Below are 16505 nucleotides of genomic sequence, written 5' to 3' on the forward strand. Positions count from 1 at the left end.
TGTCTAGGTTATCGAAATCAATCAACGTTAAGTTCTGTTATTACTTGAGGCGACCAGCCGAGTGACAAGGTGAGCAAACGACTCAGGGCACTCGTGATGAACATTGTGTCCAGCCTGCTCGACAACGTGGTAGTGCAAATCACTTTGCTGGGCGAGCTGGTAAAACTTGGCATCGTTTTGCCCACACACATAATAGACCGAAAACGGCAGACATTGCAGCTTAGGCAACGTATCCGGCTGACGAGCAAGAGAAGTGGCGAGCAACGTGCCTGCGACCGCAGAACCAAGGTTATCACTACGTAATGTGACTAAGGTTTGTCTTTGCTCATGATTCAGTGAAGAAAATACCGCTTGCTGATACCAATCGGTGAGAACTTGAGCAATCGGTTGGTGAGCAAAGCGCGCGGCCCAATGTTGGTCGTGCTGCCAACGGGCGTTCTTCTCTTCCTCAGTGGTTAACCCAAAGTGGCCGCCTTCAATGACTAAGCCTTGAATATTGAGCGCGTCAAACCAACCCTGAGTACAACCCAGCATTGCCAATCTTGCCCCCAGAGAGTAGCCAACCAACCAGAGAGGCGTTGTCGGAGGGCAATGAGCGGTGACAACTTGCGCTATCTGCTGACAAACATCGGCAAAATCGCTGCAACCAAGATGGCGACTCTGACCGTGCCCCGGTAAATCAATCAATAGTAGTGAATACACGCCACGCAGCCGCTCGACAACCATTTGCCAATCTTGACTCGAGCCCAAAAAACCATGCAAAAAAACCACCACCGGCTGCACAGCGTTATTCTGTGCAGGTTGAGCCGGCTCAATCTTCGGTAACCACTGACTATAAAGCATGAATTTGTGACATCAGTTGCTTAAGATGTTCAGCGGCTTGTTGTGATGGGGTTATCACCTCAATCACTAACGTCCCTTTTCCGGCCTTTAAGTGCTGATCAATGGCTTGTTGATAAGCCACTAGAGTTTCCGGCGCTTGATAATCGAGGGCAAATTGCTTAGCCGCAAATTCAAAATTTAAGCCATGTGGCATCTGATATAACGCCGTTCGCTGCGCTTCGGGAACCGGTAATAAATCAAAAATCGCGCCGCCATCGTTATTGATCACCACAATCACTAGCGGTTGTGGTGGCGTGCGTACTAAAGCTAACGAATTGAGATCATACAATAGTGAGGTATCACCGAGTAACATCAACATCGGCTTATTCAATGCTCGCTGAACCCCTGCAGCCGTCGCCACCAGTCCATCAATGCCTGATGCGCCGCGGTTGGAAAATACCTCACGCTGTTTGAGCTCACTGAACATATCCACTAAACGCACGATCAAACTATTACCAATAAACAGAGTACTGGCAGCGCCACGCTCGGTGAGATCCAAAGCCACCGCCACTTCACTTAACTGGGGTTGCGATAGATGCAGCTTTGCAAGCTGGGCAATGCTTGAGGCATACGCTTTCAGCTCATCTGCCCAACCAGCATGTAGCGTTTGTAATGCGTGCTGCTTAGCCAATTGATGCTCAACCCAAGATACCGCATCGCACAACCAATGCTGCTGCGCGGCATGGCTAGGGTTATTGCGCGCGACTTGGGGGCTAATGTAAGTGTAACCACAGCTCGCTTTTGTCAGTTGTTGTTCTAACCACTGGCTTAAACGTTTGGAAACGATTCGAGCGCCAAATTGAACCACATGCTGGCATTCACTCAGCAGGGCTCTTGCCGTGCTATTTTGTAGCCATAAATCGTAGTGGGCCCATTCACTGCTCACCCCAGATTGAGGATCGCACAACACCGGCCAACCAAGTTGCTCGGCAAACGTTAACGCCGCTTGAGCTTGAACTAAGGGTAAAGAACCAATGATCACTAGCCCTTTTTGGCTTAACAACGCATTATCACTTGGCAATGGTGCGCTCAGGGTTTGATAACGTTGGCTGTAAGGCTGCTGACCTTGACGCCATGCGTCAACCGTCGCGAGATAGTCTGCGTATAATTCACGCTCATGACTAGAATAAAGTGGCTCTGGATAAGGGCAGTTAATATGAACTGAGCCACCCAGCATCCTTTGTTGCTGCAAGGCATCGTCAACCGTGGTTAATAACCAAGATAATGGCAAGCGCAAAGTTGGGCTTGGTAAATCAATAGCTTGAGTCACATGCGAGCCATAAATATTATTTTGCACGATCGCCTGATTAGCCCCACAATCCACCAGCTCACGTGGCCGATCGGCGGTTAATACTATCAATTTTTCTCCGGTCAACTTCGACTCAGCAATCGCCGGCAGTAAATTAGCCACGGCGGTACCGGAAGTGACAATCACCGCCACCGGTGTTTGACTGGCTTTGGCTAAACCGAGGGCTAAAAATCCTAGACCACGCTCATCAAAGTGAGTATGGATTTGCAGTTGTTGATTAGCCGCGGCTTCTAAAGTCAGTGGCGTCGAACGCGAACCGGGCGCGATACACACTTGAGTAACGCCAAAGCGAGTCAACTCCTCTAATAGAGTCTGCGACCAAATTCGATTCAGTAATGCTTGGTCTTGATTCATAAGGCGGTCCCTAATGGTGGTTGATTGGTGATCAAACTGAGTAAGGTGGACATTTTTTTATCCAGCTCTTGCCATTCATGCTCAGCGATAGAGCCCGGTACAATGCCGGCACCCGCATAAAGCTGAACACAATTTTCCACCACCAGCGCACTGCGGATAGCCACGCAAAATTGCGCTTGTTGGTGACTAAAATAGCCCATCGAACCCGCGTACCAACCGCGAGCAAACGGTTCATGTTCGGTGATAAAATCTAACGCGGGTTGACGAGGTAAGCCGGCCACTGCGGCGGTAGGTTGTAGCGCGCTCAGTAGCTGCACCCCATTGATGCTTGGCTTGAGCTGCGCGACAATATCACGCTTTAAATGCTGCACTTGACGCAGCGTAAGTAACTGCGCGTGGCTTTCCACTTCAACCTGCTCAGCCAAAGGGGTTAAACGCTCAATAATATCATCCACCACATATTGGTTTTCATTGAGGTTTTTACCATCATGAATGAGCCAATCCGCCAGTTGTTGATCCTGCTCAGCCGTATCGCCACGGCCAATGGTTCCGGCCAAGGCTTCAGTTTGTAACTCTTGGCCTTGTCGGTAGTATAGACGCTCTGGCGTTGAGCCGATAAAACTGTGTTTACTATCCAGAGCTAACAAAAAATGAAAACTACGCTGGTTATCAGCAATGCTAGCTTTGAGTAATTGCGCAGCGCTGATTGGGTTATCAAGGGTTAAACGCGTTTGGCGAGCTAACACCACTTTTTTAAACTGCTGCTGCTCAATGCTGGTTAATGCTCGACTGACCAACTCACTCCAATGGCTTTGCTTGGGTAAATGCTCGACCTGCAAAACCTGACTATGCAAGCGCGATAGCGGAGCCACCTCGCGATGTAACTTCTCCAAGGTCGCTAACGTGCGCTGGCGATCTTGGGCAATAAAATTGGCAGCCACGCTCCAACTCTGATCAAAACGGATAATTTCCACTTGCGGTAAGAAAAAAAACGATGACATGCAACGCCGGTTTTTATCGGTCTGACCATCAAACGAGCGTCCCCCCCAGACTCGCTGATTATCACCTAAAATCGCGTAAGCTGGCGCTGGTTCGGTAAAGGTATACAATTGACCAACAGCCACCACCTCTTCGCGTCCATCACGAGACTGCCAATAAAACTTAGGAAATAGAGGCTGGGCTTCAAGCCAATCGATCAACGCAAAAGGCGGTGGTCCTATTAATGTTTGGACAAAACGAACGTCGTTATCCTTTGCGTTCTTGATTTGCTCTATCAACCGAGCAATGGCTTGATGAAAATGAGACAAAGCGACCTCGTCGACTATGAGATTCGATTAACAGCGGCTACTCTATTGACAGCGTTGGCGTAAATCAAGGTTGCAACTACTCTTTTTTGACCTTCTCCCGCCTCTGAAGGGATCTATTTAACTATTTAACATTACTGTGGGCCATTAAAACCCATCAAGGCATCTACTGAACTGATATCGCTAATCCTCAGCCCTAAAGAATATCGTCACGAAAACCCCTTAGCTATAGATTTATATTCTTAAAAAAGGCAATCTAGACTGGTTTAATAAAGTTTTTTAATAAATTTCAGGAATTTTACAATGCAAAATATCGGGATGTCGTCAAAACTCGATAATGTCTGCTACGACATTCGAGGTCCAGTACTCAAACATGCTAAACGCATGGAAGAAGAAGGGCATAAAATACTAAAGCTCAATATCGGCAACCCGGCCCCGTTTGGCTTCGATGCCCCAGATGAAATTTTAGTTGATGTGATCCGCAACCTCCCTACTTCCCAAGGTTATTGTGATTCAAAAGGGATCTACTCCGCTCGTAAAGCGGTGGTTCAGTATTACCAAAAACGCGGTATTCGCAGCCTCGATGTCGAAGATGTCTACATTGGTAATGGCGCGTCTGAACTGATCGTCATGTCAATGCAAGCGTTACTCAACAACGGCGATGAGATGCTAGTCCCAGCTCCAGATTATCCATTATGGACCGCTGCGGTGGCTCTCTCTGGCGGCACTGCGGTGCATTATCTGTGTGATGAACAAGCCGATTGGTATCCGGATCTGGATGATATTAGAAAGAAAATCACCCCTAAAACTCGTGGCATTGTTCTGATTAACCCCAACAACCCGACCGGCGCAGTGTATAGCCGAGACTTCTTGCTGGAAGTGATTGAGATTGCTCGTCAACATAAGTTGATGATTTTTGCTGATGAGATTTACGATAAAGTTCTCTACGATGGTGCCGTGCACACTTCAGTCGCTACACTAACCGAAGATGTATTAGTAGTGACATTCAACGGTTTATCGAAAGCTTATCGCGTGTGTGGTTTTCGTGGTGGTTGGATGTTCTTAACTGGCCCTAAGCATCAAGCCGAAGGCTATATCGCCGGCCTTGACATGCTCGCCTCCATGCGTTTATGCGCTAACGTGCCGATGCAGCATGCGATTCAAACCGCCCTTGGTGGTTATCAAAGTATTAATGAGCTTATCTTACCTGGTGGCCGTTTGTTGGAGCAGCGCGATCGTGCTTGGGAACTGATCAACCAAATCCCTGGTGTCTCGTGTGTGAAACCCAAAGGGGCCATGTACTTATTCCCGAAAATTGATACCAAAAAATACAGTATCAAAGACGATCAAAAAATGATTTTAGACTTCTTGATCCAAGAAAAAGTACTACTGGTGCAAGGCACTGGCTTTAACTGGCCAAAGCCGGATCATTTCCGCATCGTAACCTTACCGCACGTTGAGGATTTGGAAGTCGCCATCGGCCGCTTCGAACGTTTTTTAAGTACTTATAGTCAATAAATCTTATTTAAATAGCAGCCCTCAAGTTATTGAGGGCTTATTTGATGCCATATTTATAAAAAGTTAATATTGCTTCAGAATCTTCACAATATCATCTTTGCTTTCTGCAGAAATGATTGCATTTATGTCATCATCATTTTGGAATAATTCAGATAAAGCGACAATGGTTTGAATATGACTGTCTGAATCTACTGCTGCCAGAGTTACTGATAAATAAACATCGCCATTATCTTCCGATTCTAGATCTACACCGTGTTTAAATATCGTTACTTGTAAGCCAGCTTCATTAACCCCATCTTCTGGTCGAGCATGCGGCATGGCAATTTTAGGTGCCAGCACATAATATGCACCAATTTCTTGATGTTTTTCTTTGATCGCATCTAGATAGCTTTTATTCACTTTACCTTGAGCGATGAGTGTCGAACAGGCGAGTTCTAATGCAGCGTCAACAGTTAAGTTTTTTTCGTTTGAAATAACAATTCCGTTGTCGCCAATTAAATTAAAAATACTCATGAGACAACCCATCCAAGAATCAAACCTACAACACCGAAATCGAAGTCTGCAAACGTTGTTGCTTCAAGACCTAAACCACCCAGTACAGGTAACAGCATCATCGGCAGGAACGAAATACATAAACCCTGAGTAAAAGAACCAAGGATTGCACCACGCAAGCCTCCCATTGCATTGCCGTATACGCCTGCTGCACCGCCGACAAAGAAATGAGGTACTACACCTGCAACAATGATTGTCCAGTCAAGTGCACCCTGTACTGCCATTGCGACAAGGCCAGCAGCAAATGAGGACAAGAAACCAATTAATACCGCATTAGGCGCTACGGGAAATACCATTGGACAATCGAGAGCAGGACGAGCACCCGGCACTAACTTATCAGAAATGCCTTTAAATGCTGGTACTATTTCAGCAATAAGCATCTTCACACCTTGCAGTACGATATAAACACCACCAGCAAATATTAGCGATTGAATAAAAGTAAATACTATCCAGTGTTGACCACCTGAAACGATTTCTACGAATTCACCACCCGCAAAAATAGAAGAAATCATAAAAAATAGCGACATTGTTACCGCTACTGCAACTGGCGTATCACGTAAAAACATTAAACTTTTAGGAACATTCAAGTCTTCTGTTGACCTTGATTTGTCGCCAAACTTAGAGCCAATAAAACCAGCGATAATATAAGAGAATGTCGAGAAATGGCCCATAGCAAGCTGATCAGTATTCATGACCTTTTCTGTATACTTCTGTACCAGTGCTGGCATAATTACCATTAACGACCCAACAATAACTGAGCCGATTGCTACTAATAATGCGCCTTTGATTTCCGCAGTAGATAGGATGACCGCAACCAACATTGACATAAACATGGTGTGGTGACCGGTTAGGAAAATAAACTTTAATGGTGTAAAGCGTGCTAACAAAATGTTCACCATGAAAGCAAAGAACATAATCAATGCCATTTCATAACCAAAAGCTTCTTGTGCTAGAGCCACAATCGCCTCGTTATTTGGAATAACACCACTTACACCAAACGCTTCAATAAAAACGGTTGAAAAGTTATTGAGAGCACCCACAAGAGCACCAGCACCAAAACCTAAAATCAAAAAACCCATTACGGTTTTTATTGTCCCTTTTAGGATGGTCGAAATATCAGACTTTTGTGCCACTAAGCCGATAAAGGCAATAAGACCGACCATGATCGCTGGCTCTTTTAACAAGCCAAGCATAAATTCAAAGAAATTTTCCATCGTTCATAATTCCTTATATGAATTTTTTTAATTGTTCTTCGATTGAATTTTTATCGAAAATATTTGCTAGGCTTACTATATTTTCTTTACCTTGGTCTTTTAATTGATTAGCAATATCCGTTGCTGCTACCCAAATATCCGCTTTGCTTGATGAGGCAGAAGATAAATCTTCATGGTCGATCTCTGCATCTAGACTCATTTTAGCGACGACCTCTTTCACTGCCATTTCCATCATTAATGATGTGCCAAGGCCATTACCACATACAACCATAATTTTTTTCATAATATTATTTCTCTGTAGAGTTAATTAAGAATATTTTTTCATTCCCATTACTGGATGAAAAAATAATAACCAAATGACAAAAAAATAAAATGACAATCATCACAAAGTCAGATTGACCTCGTGACGCAGATCACTAAATAACAAAGTATTTTATCGATAAAACTCGACACGAAATATCAACATAAAATATGTGATCGAGAGCTAGTGATTTTTTATGGATAGGGTAAAGCCCCTAAATAGTACGATAAGATGCGACTATTTACCGTAATCAGAAAGCATCTTTTTGAGTAAGCTATTAACATCTTTAGTTTTTTTGCTTCGCTTAGTTAAAGCAGTTAATGATGTGGGTAATTTAACGGGTTGCTGTGATGGATCCAGTGATTCATCACTATCTCGAAGTTTTTGTACCGCAGCCATGATCATACGCACTTGCTCGCCTGCGCTGTTTTCGAGAACCACAATATTCTCAGACTCAACTTGCACAATCGTGAGAGTGCCGTGTTTTACCGATTCAATTTTCTCACCCACCATTGAAGATTGAGGGGGAACTGAACGATCAAAAACTTGACCATTGCGCAACTTAGCAGCTGTAATTGACCGAATATTTCCTGTATTTTCAAAAGCGACAATGACTGTATGGGTATTGTAGTATTCAACAACAACAACATAGCCATGCTTTTTAGTTTCAAATCTTGCACCGACTTGCATATCATGGGGTGCATCCATTTTTTTAATTAACATCCTAAATTCCTAATACTACCTTTACCACTTTCGTATCGAGACAAAGAAGTGGCTCGCTCAAAGTATATATGCTCTACAGCTTGAGAGAAACGATTAGGTTCTATTGCTAGTCATTTAGCCTCGTTAATGAGAATGCAAAAGTAAGATAATGCCATAGCGGCTCCTAATCATGATCCGCTTTTTATGTTCTGTGACGTCTTTGCTGGTTGAGAAATTGAGTTTATGGATCCTTGTAGACCTCTCAAGCAACGAGACTGGCGTGATATTTTAGATGTTCAATGAAGATCGGAATTTTTTTCGCTAAATGCCGGCGGGAAGCATAAAAAGCATACAGCACGAGATCGTCAGGCTGATATTCCATCTCGATGACCTCTAACATGCCAGCTTGTATCTCTGCTTGGCAAAATGCCCTAGGTAATATCGCAAAACCTAAACCAGAAATAGCCGCTGTTTTTGCAAGATGTCCGCTGTTGACCTTAAACGAAGACGCTACTTTTTGCGTAATCAACTGACCTTTAGCATTTTTAAATATCCACGGGTTGCCATGCAATACAGTAAAACTATTGATACAGGGAACCTGTTTCAAATCGGCAAGCTGAAAAGGTCTGGGAAAACGTTGTAGGATTTTGGGGGAGGCCACCACAGCACTTTGCCAGCGTTGAATTTCCCTAGCTACCCAACTATTGTCTTCAAGTTTTCCCCGCTGAAAACTTAGCACAATATCAAAACCGTCCAATAAATCCTCTTTAGGATTGATGCTGGTATCGCAACATAATGAAACTGACGGATACTGGTTACAAAAAGAAACCACGGCCTCGGCTAAAGCTGGCGAATCTGGCATTAAAATCTTCAATTCTCCCACAACGGCATGAGAATGCTGAGCGACCTCTTCAAGAGCCTGATTAAGCTTATCCAACAATGGCTGCGTACACAAATAAAGATGCTCTCCAGCATCTGTTGAAATAATTCGGCGTGTGGTTCTGGTAAATAATCGAGTATCTAATCGCTCCTCCAATAACGCAATATGACGGCTGATGTTGGATGTCGGTAACCCTAAAAATTCTGCAGCCCGTTTAAAACTGTTGTGTTCATAAACACAGTGAAAACTGGTTAACCACTGCGGATCAATCTTATCAAGCATCGCACTTAGTCCCATAAGGTGGGATTGTAAAACCAATAATCAACACTTTATTACCAGAAATAGGCTTATACAATACCCTTTACTAAAGTTAACTGGATTAAAGTTTCCCATGAGTTGGTTAGAAAGACTGTTAGACAAGAAGAATAGAATTAGTAATCGCAAGGCATCCATTCCCAAGGGAATATGGACTAAATGCCCTGCTTGCGAACAGATCTTATACCGGATTGCACTGGAAGAAAATTTGGCGGTGTGTCCCAAATGTGATCACCATATGAGAATGACTGCCCGTCAACGTTTGGATCATTTTTTGGATAGTGAAGATCGCATTGAAATTGGCAGTGAATATGAACCTAAAGATGTGCTCAATTTTAAAGATCTACAACGCTACAAAACACGCCTTGCTCTCGCTCAGAAAAATACCGGAGAAAAAGATGCACTGGTGGTAATGAAAGGGAAACTAATGGGTTTACCTATTGTTGCCTGTGCCTTCGAATTCTCTTTTATGGCTGGCTCAATGGGCTCTGTGGTGGGAGCACGTTTCGTGCGGGCAGTTGACACAGCTATTGATAACCAGTGTGGATTGGTGTGTTTTTCTGCTTGTGGTGGCGCTCGAATGCAAGAGTCACTCACCGCTTTGATGCAAATGGCCAAAACCAGCGCAGCTCTCAGACAACTGGCCATGGCTAAATTACCCTATATCTCTGTCCTAACCGATCAAACTTATGGTGGTGTCTCTGCAAGCTTAGCGATGCTGGGTGATATTAATATTGGCGAACCAAAAGCAAGAATCGGGTTTGCAGGGCGCCGAGTGATAGAGCAAACCGTTCGCGAAAAATTACCCGAAAATTTTCAGCAAAGTGAGTTTCTCTTAGCACATGGCGCTCTAGATATGATTGTCGATAGACGTGATATGCGCCAAAGAGTCGGCAGCTTAATTGCAAAGATGACCAAGACGACAATAGCTGTGGATCAATAACAATAGGGTTTTAATTATATAAGAGCTACATTGTCATGGTTCATTATTAGCGCTCAGTCTGCCTCTCTGATTATGATCTATGTCTTCTGTCCTTAATCACTTCGACTACGCTTTCTGTCCATACTTTACAGCCATTTGATGCATTAGAAGGGCCGATAAAATAATCCCAAGAGCCAGCCATGATGTAATCTGGATAGTATCATTAGCGATCAGCGCAGAGATTAATACACCTACTGCGGGCACAAGATAATTGGTCATCGAAGTAAAAACAGCACCTGCGTTCTTGATACTCATCATATAAAGGTAATAAACCACTCCCGCACACATGACACCAAGATAGATGACAGCAGCAAAGGCACTCAAAGAGGGCGGTTTTTGTGTAAATGTCATCGTTGTGGTAAGAGAAATTATAATTAATTGAATACTCGCCATAAAAAGAACATTTCTTGCCACTATTAGTGGATGTTCTTCTTTAACTCGGTTAAGTAGGAGCAAGGCAACAGCAAAGCATACCGCAGCAAATAATACTGCAATGACGCTAATGAGACTAAGTCTTGAAGATGTTGACATTAAATCTGGGTAAAAAAGGACAACTAAACCACTAAACCCAACGATGACACTTAGCAGATTGCCTTTACTGATCCTTGCATTCTTTATAAACACAGGAGCAAGAAGCAGTGTATAAAAAGGCAGTGTACCCATTAATATCGCTGTTACTGAACTGCTCAACTCTTTTTGAGCAAAAGGTATAAGAATGAAAGGAATCGTTGCTTCAAGTAAACCAATAACAGTATAAAGTCGCCACTGTTTACTATCACCACTAATTCGCATGACCCGGCAGATAATAAACAAGGTGATTACACCGAATATTGCACGCAATGTACCTATCCATACTGGATTGAATGCCTCTAATGCATTCTCTTGAAAAATAAATTGTGATCCCCAAATCAGCCCAATGCCGAGTAGAGTTAAGTAGTTTTTAAACATAATAAAATACCAATGCATTTAATAAGCTTGTAGTGTCAAAAAAGTGATCTTGAATATAGTGCTACAGTCGAGCTGACTTAAATGCAATGGTATCAACCTCAATTAGCATACCATCAAGGGCTAACTTAGGTACTGGAATTAAAGTACTTGCGGGTAACGTATCTGACGACCAGCGTTTTTGCATCTCTTTACTCCAAATATTCAGCTTTTCACTATCATGATCAACGATAAGAACAGTGATCTTTAGAACATCATCAAAACTAAGCTCATGGGAAGTAAGTGCAATTTCTAGGTTTGATAATAAAGTGCAAGCCTGATAACGAAAATCACTACTAAGCTTATGTTCAATACCTTCACCACCACTTTGGCCCGAAATGTAAACTAGCTCTCCTTTGCTTGGTGCCTTTACTGTATGACAAAAACCAAATGGTGTTGGATTAAAAATCTCTGGTGGATTATGGAAGACTGGCTTTAGTTTTAGCATAATAATGACCTTTTATACGTTGAATTCAAAAGTAAGCAGGAGTATAAAAGCTCAAGTTAACTTTAAGTAAAGCGATAATTTAACAAAAGTTGAAATGACTGTGAGCAGAAATGATTATCTAACTATTGGACGACTAGCCGAACGTAGTGGTGTAGCCGCATCGGCTTTACGTTTTTATGAAGCTAAAGGTTTAATTGCTTCCTTTCGAACCAATGGTAATCAACGCCGTTATTTACCTTCGATGCTACGTAGAATTGCACTCGTTCAAGTCGCTCAATCTGTAGGGTTTACATTAGAAGAAATAGCAAAAGAGTTAAGCACCTTACCAATGAATCAAGCGGCCACAAAGCAAGATTGGGAGAGAGTTGCAAATAAATGGCAGCAAGACCTCGACCATAAAATAGCAAAAATCCAATCATTAAAAGACAATCTTTCAGGATGTATCGGGTGTGGCTGCTTGAGTATGAAGAAATGTCACCTAATTAATCCAGAAGACAACCTGAATCAGCAAAGACAAGGAGCGCAGAGAATTATTTGATCATACATTAGGTAGCCCACTATGTTTATTAAAGCGTTTCAATTTCCCTCTCTGATAACTGTGTTTTAGCTAAGTTTATCAATAAGAAATCGCTTCTCTATAAAGTTGATTTTCAAAAGAATTGTTGATAAGTTGCAAAAATGAAAAACATTTCCAAACCTTCATCATTATTTTTCTGGTGGCGCTCTATTTAGAGCGGCACGGAATTTTTACATTCTTAAGCTGCTGGAAGGTAGCTAAGACTGTAATTTCTCTTGTATCTCCAGTAGCAATCTATTTTTACTAGGAGATCTATCAATGAATACAACTCAATACACTGAAAAATCGGAAGTAATTTTAACTGGCGATAGAGCTACTGGCCCATTGCACTTGGGGCATTATGTCGGCTCTTTAAAACAACGGGTCGCTTTACAAGATATTCACGAGCAAACTGTTCTTGTTGCTGATATGCAAGGTCTTACAGACAATGCTCACAATCCGAACAAAGTATCATCTAATATTCTGAATGTTGTCGCGGATTATCTTGCCGTTGGTATCGACCCCTGTAAAACGACAATTTGCCTTCAATCACAACTTCCTGCTCTTGCTGAATTGACTATGTACTACAGCAATCTTGTGACAATCAGTCGATTAGAGAGAAACCCAACGGTCAAAAGTGAAATACAAAGCAAAGGCTTTGAACGATCAATTCCTGCAGGCTTTTTAACCTACCCTATATCTCAAGCAGCTGATATTACTGGCTTTAACGCAACATTGGTTCCAGTTGGGGATGACCAGTTGCCAATGCTTGAACAAACTAATGAGATAGTTAGAAAGATTAATTTATTAGCAGGACGAATCGTTTTGAACGAGTGTAGGCCCTTGTTAAGCAATGCATCACGTTTACCTAGCACAGATGGTAAAAATAAGATGTCTAAAACAATGGGAAATACCATTAATCTTGGCGCGACTGAAAAAGAGATCTCCGCAGCAGTGAAATCTATGTATACCGACCCTAACCACCTCAGAATCCAAGATCCTGGTACTATTAAAGGCAATATTGTATTTACGTACCTCGATGCGTTTCACCCCGATCAAAACTATATCAACCAGCTAAAAGATCATTATCAACGTGGTGGGCTCGGAGATGGCACGACAAAAAAAGTATTAGAGGAATGTTTACAAGATATGCTCAGACCAATAAGGACAAGAAGAGCTGAATTTTTAAGTGATAAGGCTCAATTAATTGATATATTGGCGAAAGGTAGCCAAGTATCTAGAGAAAAGACGGAAAAAGTACTTTTTGTTGTAAAAGATATCTTTGGACTAAATATTTTCTGAATAACTTAACGTTTCAGCTACGCATCCTGTGATATGACCAATCTATCGAGCAAACTTTTACGCCGCGTTAGGCTAACCTTTGGTGAGAGCCATCAATGGCTCTCATATCCCCATAAACATAAAAACACGTTACCCTGGTGAACGAATGTCACTCTACTCACTGCCGCTGCAAGTTTGTCGCGGCAAAGTGCTAACTTCAAGTCATAGAGAGATAACGTTATACTCAGTTGACGAGATCCATTAATCCCATTAAGCAAGGATGTCTATTGCTATGAAAGAGAGCCACTTTTTTGCTCACCTCGCACGGATGAAATTAATTCAACGCTGGCCGCTGATGCGTTCTATCTCCAAAGAAAACGTTTCTGAACACAGCCTGCAAGTGGCGTTTGTTGCTCACGCGCTGGCTGTGATAAAAAACAAAAAATTTGCCGGGCAACTCAACCCTGAGCGTATCGCGTTATTGGCCATGTATCACGACAGTAGTGAAGTGTTAACTGGCGATTTGCCTACACCCGTTAAATACTTTAACCCTGATATTGCTAAAGAGTATAAAAAAATCGAAGCCGCCGCTGAACAGCGCCTACTAGCCATGTTGCCGGAAGAGTTTCAAGACGATTTTAAACCTTTTCTACTCACTGAAGCGGCTCACAGTGAAGATGCCACCATCGTCAAACAAGCCGACAGTTTGTGCGCCTATCTGAAATGTTTGGAAGAGCTGAGTGCTGGCAACCACGAATATGCTCTGGCTAAAAAGCGCTTGGATGTTACGCTAAAAGAGCGTCAGACCCCAGAAATGGTCTACTTTCTGCAAACTTTTGCTCCAAGTTTTGAATTAACACTCGACGAAATAAGCTAATCTACTCTGTAGCTAAACAAATTGTATAGCCAAATAACTTGGAGTTGCAGGTAGAGAGGGTATACCTTTTACAAACATCCTTTAGGAGTCGCTCAGTATGCAGATCACCCTTCCACCAGAATGGCACGCGCGTAATGATGATGAACATAAGATTCGCCGTGATGATCATCGCAGCCCTTTTCAGCGCGACCGAGCGCGGATCCTCCACTCGGCGGCTTTTCGGCGTTTACAAGCCAAAACTCAAGTTCATGGCACCTACTTAAATGATTTTCACCGCACGCGTTTAACCCATTCTTTAGAAGCCGCGCAAATTGGTACTGGTATTGTGGCTCAGCTGAAACTTAAACAACCGGAATTTCGTAGTCTGTTACCTTCTGACAGTTTGATTGATGCGTTATGCCTTGCTCACGATATTGGCCATCCGCCTTATGGGCATGGCGGTGAAGTGGCGCTCAATTATATGATGCGTGAGCATGGTGGGTTTGAAGGCAATGCGCAGACGTTTCGGATTGTCACCAGTTTAGAGCCTTATACAGAGCATCATGGGATGAATCTGTCACGTCGTACTCTGCTGGGGCTATTAAAATATCCCGCACTATTAAGTCAGACTCGCGCTGAGAAAATTCCTGAAGCCGTGCCCCACCAGCGACAACTAAAAGCCAAAGCTTGGTCTCCGGCTAAGGGCATTTATGACGGTGATCAGATAGGGTTTGAATGGGTTCTCTCACCGCTGAGTGAACAAGATAGGCAACAACTGAGTGAAATGCGCGACCAAGCCTGCGCCCCTTATCAGCATAAGAAAACCCGTTTTAAATCGATAGATTGCTCGATTATGGAGCTGGCCGATGACATTGCTTACGGAGTGCATGATTTAGAAGATGCGATTGTGCTTGGTTTAGTCACCAAAGCGCAGTGGCAGCAAGCAGCGGAAATCCCACTGCTTAACAGTGGCGACGCTTGGTTTGCAGAGCATGCTCATACGCTCACTGACATGCTCTTTTCCGGCCAGCATCATATTCGTAAAGATGCGATAGGCGGCATGGTCAACGCGCTATTAACCAGTATCAGCATTCATCCGGTCGATCATCCATTTGCAAGCCCATTGCTGGCGTTTAATGCTTATCTACAGCCAGCGATGGCCGATGCGTTGGAAGTCTTAAAGTCATTTGTCAGCCAATATGTCATTCAAGTGCCACAAGTTCAGCGTTTTGAATATAAAGGCCAACAAATTATTATGGATTTGTTTGAAGCGCTGGCCGCCGACCCTGAACGTTTATTACCTCATGGAACACAAGAAAAATGGCAAAGCGCAGAGCAGCACCTCGGTGGTGGGATGCGGGTGATTTGTGACTATATTGCCGCCATGACCGACGGCTATGCACAAAGGATGCATCAAGAGCTGTTTTCCTCCCATAGCTTGTGAGTTCGGCGTTTTTATTGATCTTGAAGATAGTGCTTAGCAAAAATCTCTGGCGGCATGTGCTGAATCTGGGTATCGATCATCTGTGAAAACACCGTCAGTAGTGGTGAATAATCCTGCTCTGGTTGCGCCAACTGCAATAGGTGGTAACCCGCTTCAACGGTCGATAAGCTATTTTCACTGGGCGCTTTACGGATCCGGTAATTACCTTCGAGATCCGTGGGCAAATGCAAACAAGGTAGCGGATGTAAATTGGTCGATAGCTGCCACATTTTATACGCTTTCTTCCAAGTACCATCGAGTAAAATGACCCGCAGTTTGTGAGGCCGACCAGACCATGGCTTACTCGAAGCGCAGATAGATTGCTGGCTAGGATACAGCACCATATGCTGCACCTCTTCCTCAGCCAATAGACGATTAAGCTCGGGGTGTGTCGTGAAATCCTCGCCGATCAATAAACGGCTGTTAGGGAGCGATAACGCTAAAATGCGCGCCGTCCCAAGTGGGCGATTCTGCTCAGTTGGGTGCTGGAGTATGATAAGCTCAATGGCTGACTCTAACCGCACGATAGCTGAACAAAAACAAACTTTATGAGCTTTACCACATTGAGAACAATATCGAGACAT

The 16505-nt window shown here is 43.4% G+C and carries 17 protein-coding genes; 6 read left to right on the forward strand and 11 right to left on the reverse strand.

Annotated features, from left to right (window positions below):
* Nucleotides 1-27: 27 nt before the first annotated feature.
* Genes menH through VIB_RS08645 form a run of 3 tightly spaced genes read right to left on the reverse strand, consistent with a single transcriptional unit; the run spans nt 28 to nt 3852 of the window.
* Nucleotides 28-843 (reverse strand): 2-succinyl-6-hydroxy-2,4-cyclohexadiene-1-carboxylate synthase, encoded by an 816-nt coding sequence (gene menH / locus VIB_RS08635; protein ID WP_004395558.1) that lies wholly within the window; start codon nt 841-843, stop codon nt 28-30.
* Nucleotides 833-2545 carry a 2-succinyl-5-enolpyruvyl-6-hydroxy-3-cyclohexene-1-carboxylic-acid synthase gene (gene menD, locus VIB_RS08640; RefSeq protein ID WP_004395559.1) on the reverse strand — a complete coding sequence of 571 codons (1713 nt, stop codon included), beginning with the start codon at nt 2543-2545 and terminating at the stop codon, nt 833-835. Before menD ends, menH begins: the two co-directional genes overlap by 11 nt.
* Nucleotides 2542-3852: an isochorismate synthase gene (locus tag VIB_RS08645; RefSeq protein WP_004395560.1), complete on the reverse strand. Its 1311-nt coding sequence runs from the start codon at nt 3850-3852 to the stop codon at nt 2542-2544. The genes menD and VIB_RS08645 overlap by 4 nt, the downstream gene beginning before the upstream one ends.
* Before the next feature lie 300 nt (nt 3853-4152).
* Here VIB_RS08645 and VIB_RS08650 point away from each other — a divergent pair, with 300 nt between their 5' ends.
* On the forward strand, nt 4153-5367 hold the full coding sequence (locus tag VIB_RS08650) for a pyridoxal phosphate-dependent aminotransferase (protein ID WP_004395561.1): 1215 nt from the start codon (nt 4153-4155) through the stop codon (nt 5365-5367).
* Nucleotides 5368-5430: 63 nt separating this feature from the next.
* Here VIB_RS08650 and VIB_RS08655 read toward each other — a convergent pair whose 3' ends face one another.
* The 5 genes from VIB_RS08655 to VIB_RS08675 form a co-directional block, all read right to left on the reverse strand.
* Complete coding sequence (locus tag VIB_RS08655) at nt 5431-5880, reverse strand: PTS sugar transporter subunit IIA (RefSeq protein ID WP_004395563.1); 450 nt, start codon at nt 5878-5880, stop codon at nt 5431-5433.
* Complete coding sequence (locus tag VIB_RS08660) at nt 5877-7133, reverse strand: PTS ascorbate transporter subunit IIC (protein ID WP_004395564.1); 1257 nt, start codon at nt 7131-7133, stop codon at nt 5877-5879. Before VIB_RS08660 ends, VIB_RS08655 begins: the two co-directional genes overlap by 4 nt.
* Before the next feature lie 13 nt (nt 7134-7146).
* Nucleotides 7147-7416: a PTS sugar transporter subunit IIB gene (locus VIB_RS08665; protein ID WP_004395565.1), complete on the reverse strand. Its 270-nt coding sequence runs from the start codon at nt 7414-7416 to the stop codon at nt 7147-7149.
* A 255-nt stretch (nt 7417-7671) separates the two neighbouring features.
* The gene (locus VIB_RS08670) at nt 7672-8142 is read right to left on the reverse strand and encodes a hypothetical protein (RefSeq protein ID WP_172465326.1); all 471 of its coding nucleotides are present in this window, start codon (nt 8140-8142) and stop codon (nt 7672-7674) included.
* A gap of 256 nt (nt 8143-8398) precedes the next feature.
* Nucleotides 8399-9298: a LysR family transcriptional regulator gene (locus tag VIB_RS08675; protein WP_004395567.1), complete on the reverse strand. Its 900-nt coding sequence runs from the start codon at nt 9296-9298 to the stop codon at nt 8399-8401.
* 109 nt (nt 9299-9407) lie between these two features.
* Between VIB_RS08675 and accD the strand changes: the two genes are divergently transcribed.
* On the forward strand, nt 9408-10274 hold the full coding sequence (gene accD / locus VIB_RS08680; RefSeq protein WP_004395568.1) for an acetyl-CoA carboxylase, carboxyltransferase subunit beta: 867 nt from the start codon (nt 9408-9410) through the stop codon (nt 10272-10274).
* A 105-nt stretch (nt 10275-10379) separates the two neighbouring features.
* Here the strand turns inward: accD and VIB_RS08685 are convergent, their stop codons facing one another.
* Both VIB_RS08685 and VIB_RS08690 read right to left on the reverse strand, forming a co-directional pair.
* The gene (locus tag VIB_RS08685) at nt 10380-11261 is read right to left on the reverse strand and encodes a DMT family transporter (protein ID WP_004395569.1); all 882 of its coding nucleotides are present in this window, start codon (nt 11259-11261) and stop codon (nt 10380-10382) included.
* Nucleotides 11262-11322: 61 nt separating this feature from the next.
* Nucleotides 11323-11745: a RidA family protein gene (locus VIB_RS08690; protein ID WP_040904410.1), complete on the reverse strand. Its 423-nt coding sequence runs from the start codon at nt 11743-11745 to the stop codon at nt 11323-11325.
* A gap of 94 nt (nt 11746-11839) precedes the next feature.
* Here VIB_RS08690 and soxR point away from each other — a divergent pair, with 94 nt between their 5' ends.
* From soxR to VIB_RS08710, 4 genes are all read left to right on the forward strand, one after another.
* Nucleotides 11840-12283, forward strand: coding sequence for a redox-sensitive transcriptional activator SoxR (soxR, locus tag VIB_RS08695; protein WP_040904412.1), 444 nt, complete (start codon nt 11840-11842; stop codon nt 12281-12283).
* Nucleotides 12284-12580: 297 nt separating this feature from the next.
* Complete coding sequence (gene trpS, locus VIB_RS08700; RefSeq protein WP_004395570.1) at nt 12581-13603, forward strand: tryptophan--tRNA ligase; 1023 nt, start codon at nt 12581-12583, stop codon at nt 13601-13603.
* Between the two features lie 271 nt (nt 13604-13874).
* Nucleotides 13875-14459, forward strand: a complete 585-nt coding sequence (gene yfbR / locus VIB_RS08705; protein ID WP_004395571.1) for a 5'-deoxynucleotidase — start codon at nt 13875-13877, stop codon at nt 14457-14459.
* A 97-nt stretch (nt 14460-14556) separates the two neighbouring features.
* A complete protein-coding gene (locus VIB_RS08710) occupies nt 14557-15882 on the forward strand; it encodes an anti-phage deoxyguanosine triphosphatase (protein WP_004395572.1) in 1326 nt (441 codons plus the stop codon).
* Between the two features lie 11 nt (nt 15883-15893).
* On the opposite strand, the gene VIB_RS08715 is transcribed toward VIB_RS08710, so the two are convergent.
* Nucleotides 15894-16505, reverse strand: coding sequence for a tRNA-uridine aminocarboxypropyltransferase (locus VIB_RS08715; protein ID WP_004395573.1), 612 nt, complete (start codon nt 16503-16505; stop codon nt 15894-15896).

The organism is Vibrio metschnikovii CIP 69.14 (assembly GCF_000176155.1).
Classification (GTDB): Bacteria; Pseudomonadota; Gammaproteobacteria; order Enterobacterales; family Vibrionaceae; genus Vibrio; species Vibrio metschnikovii.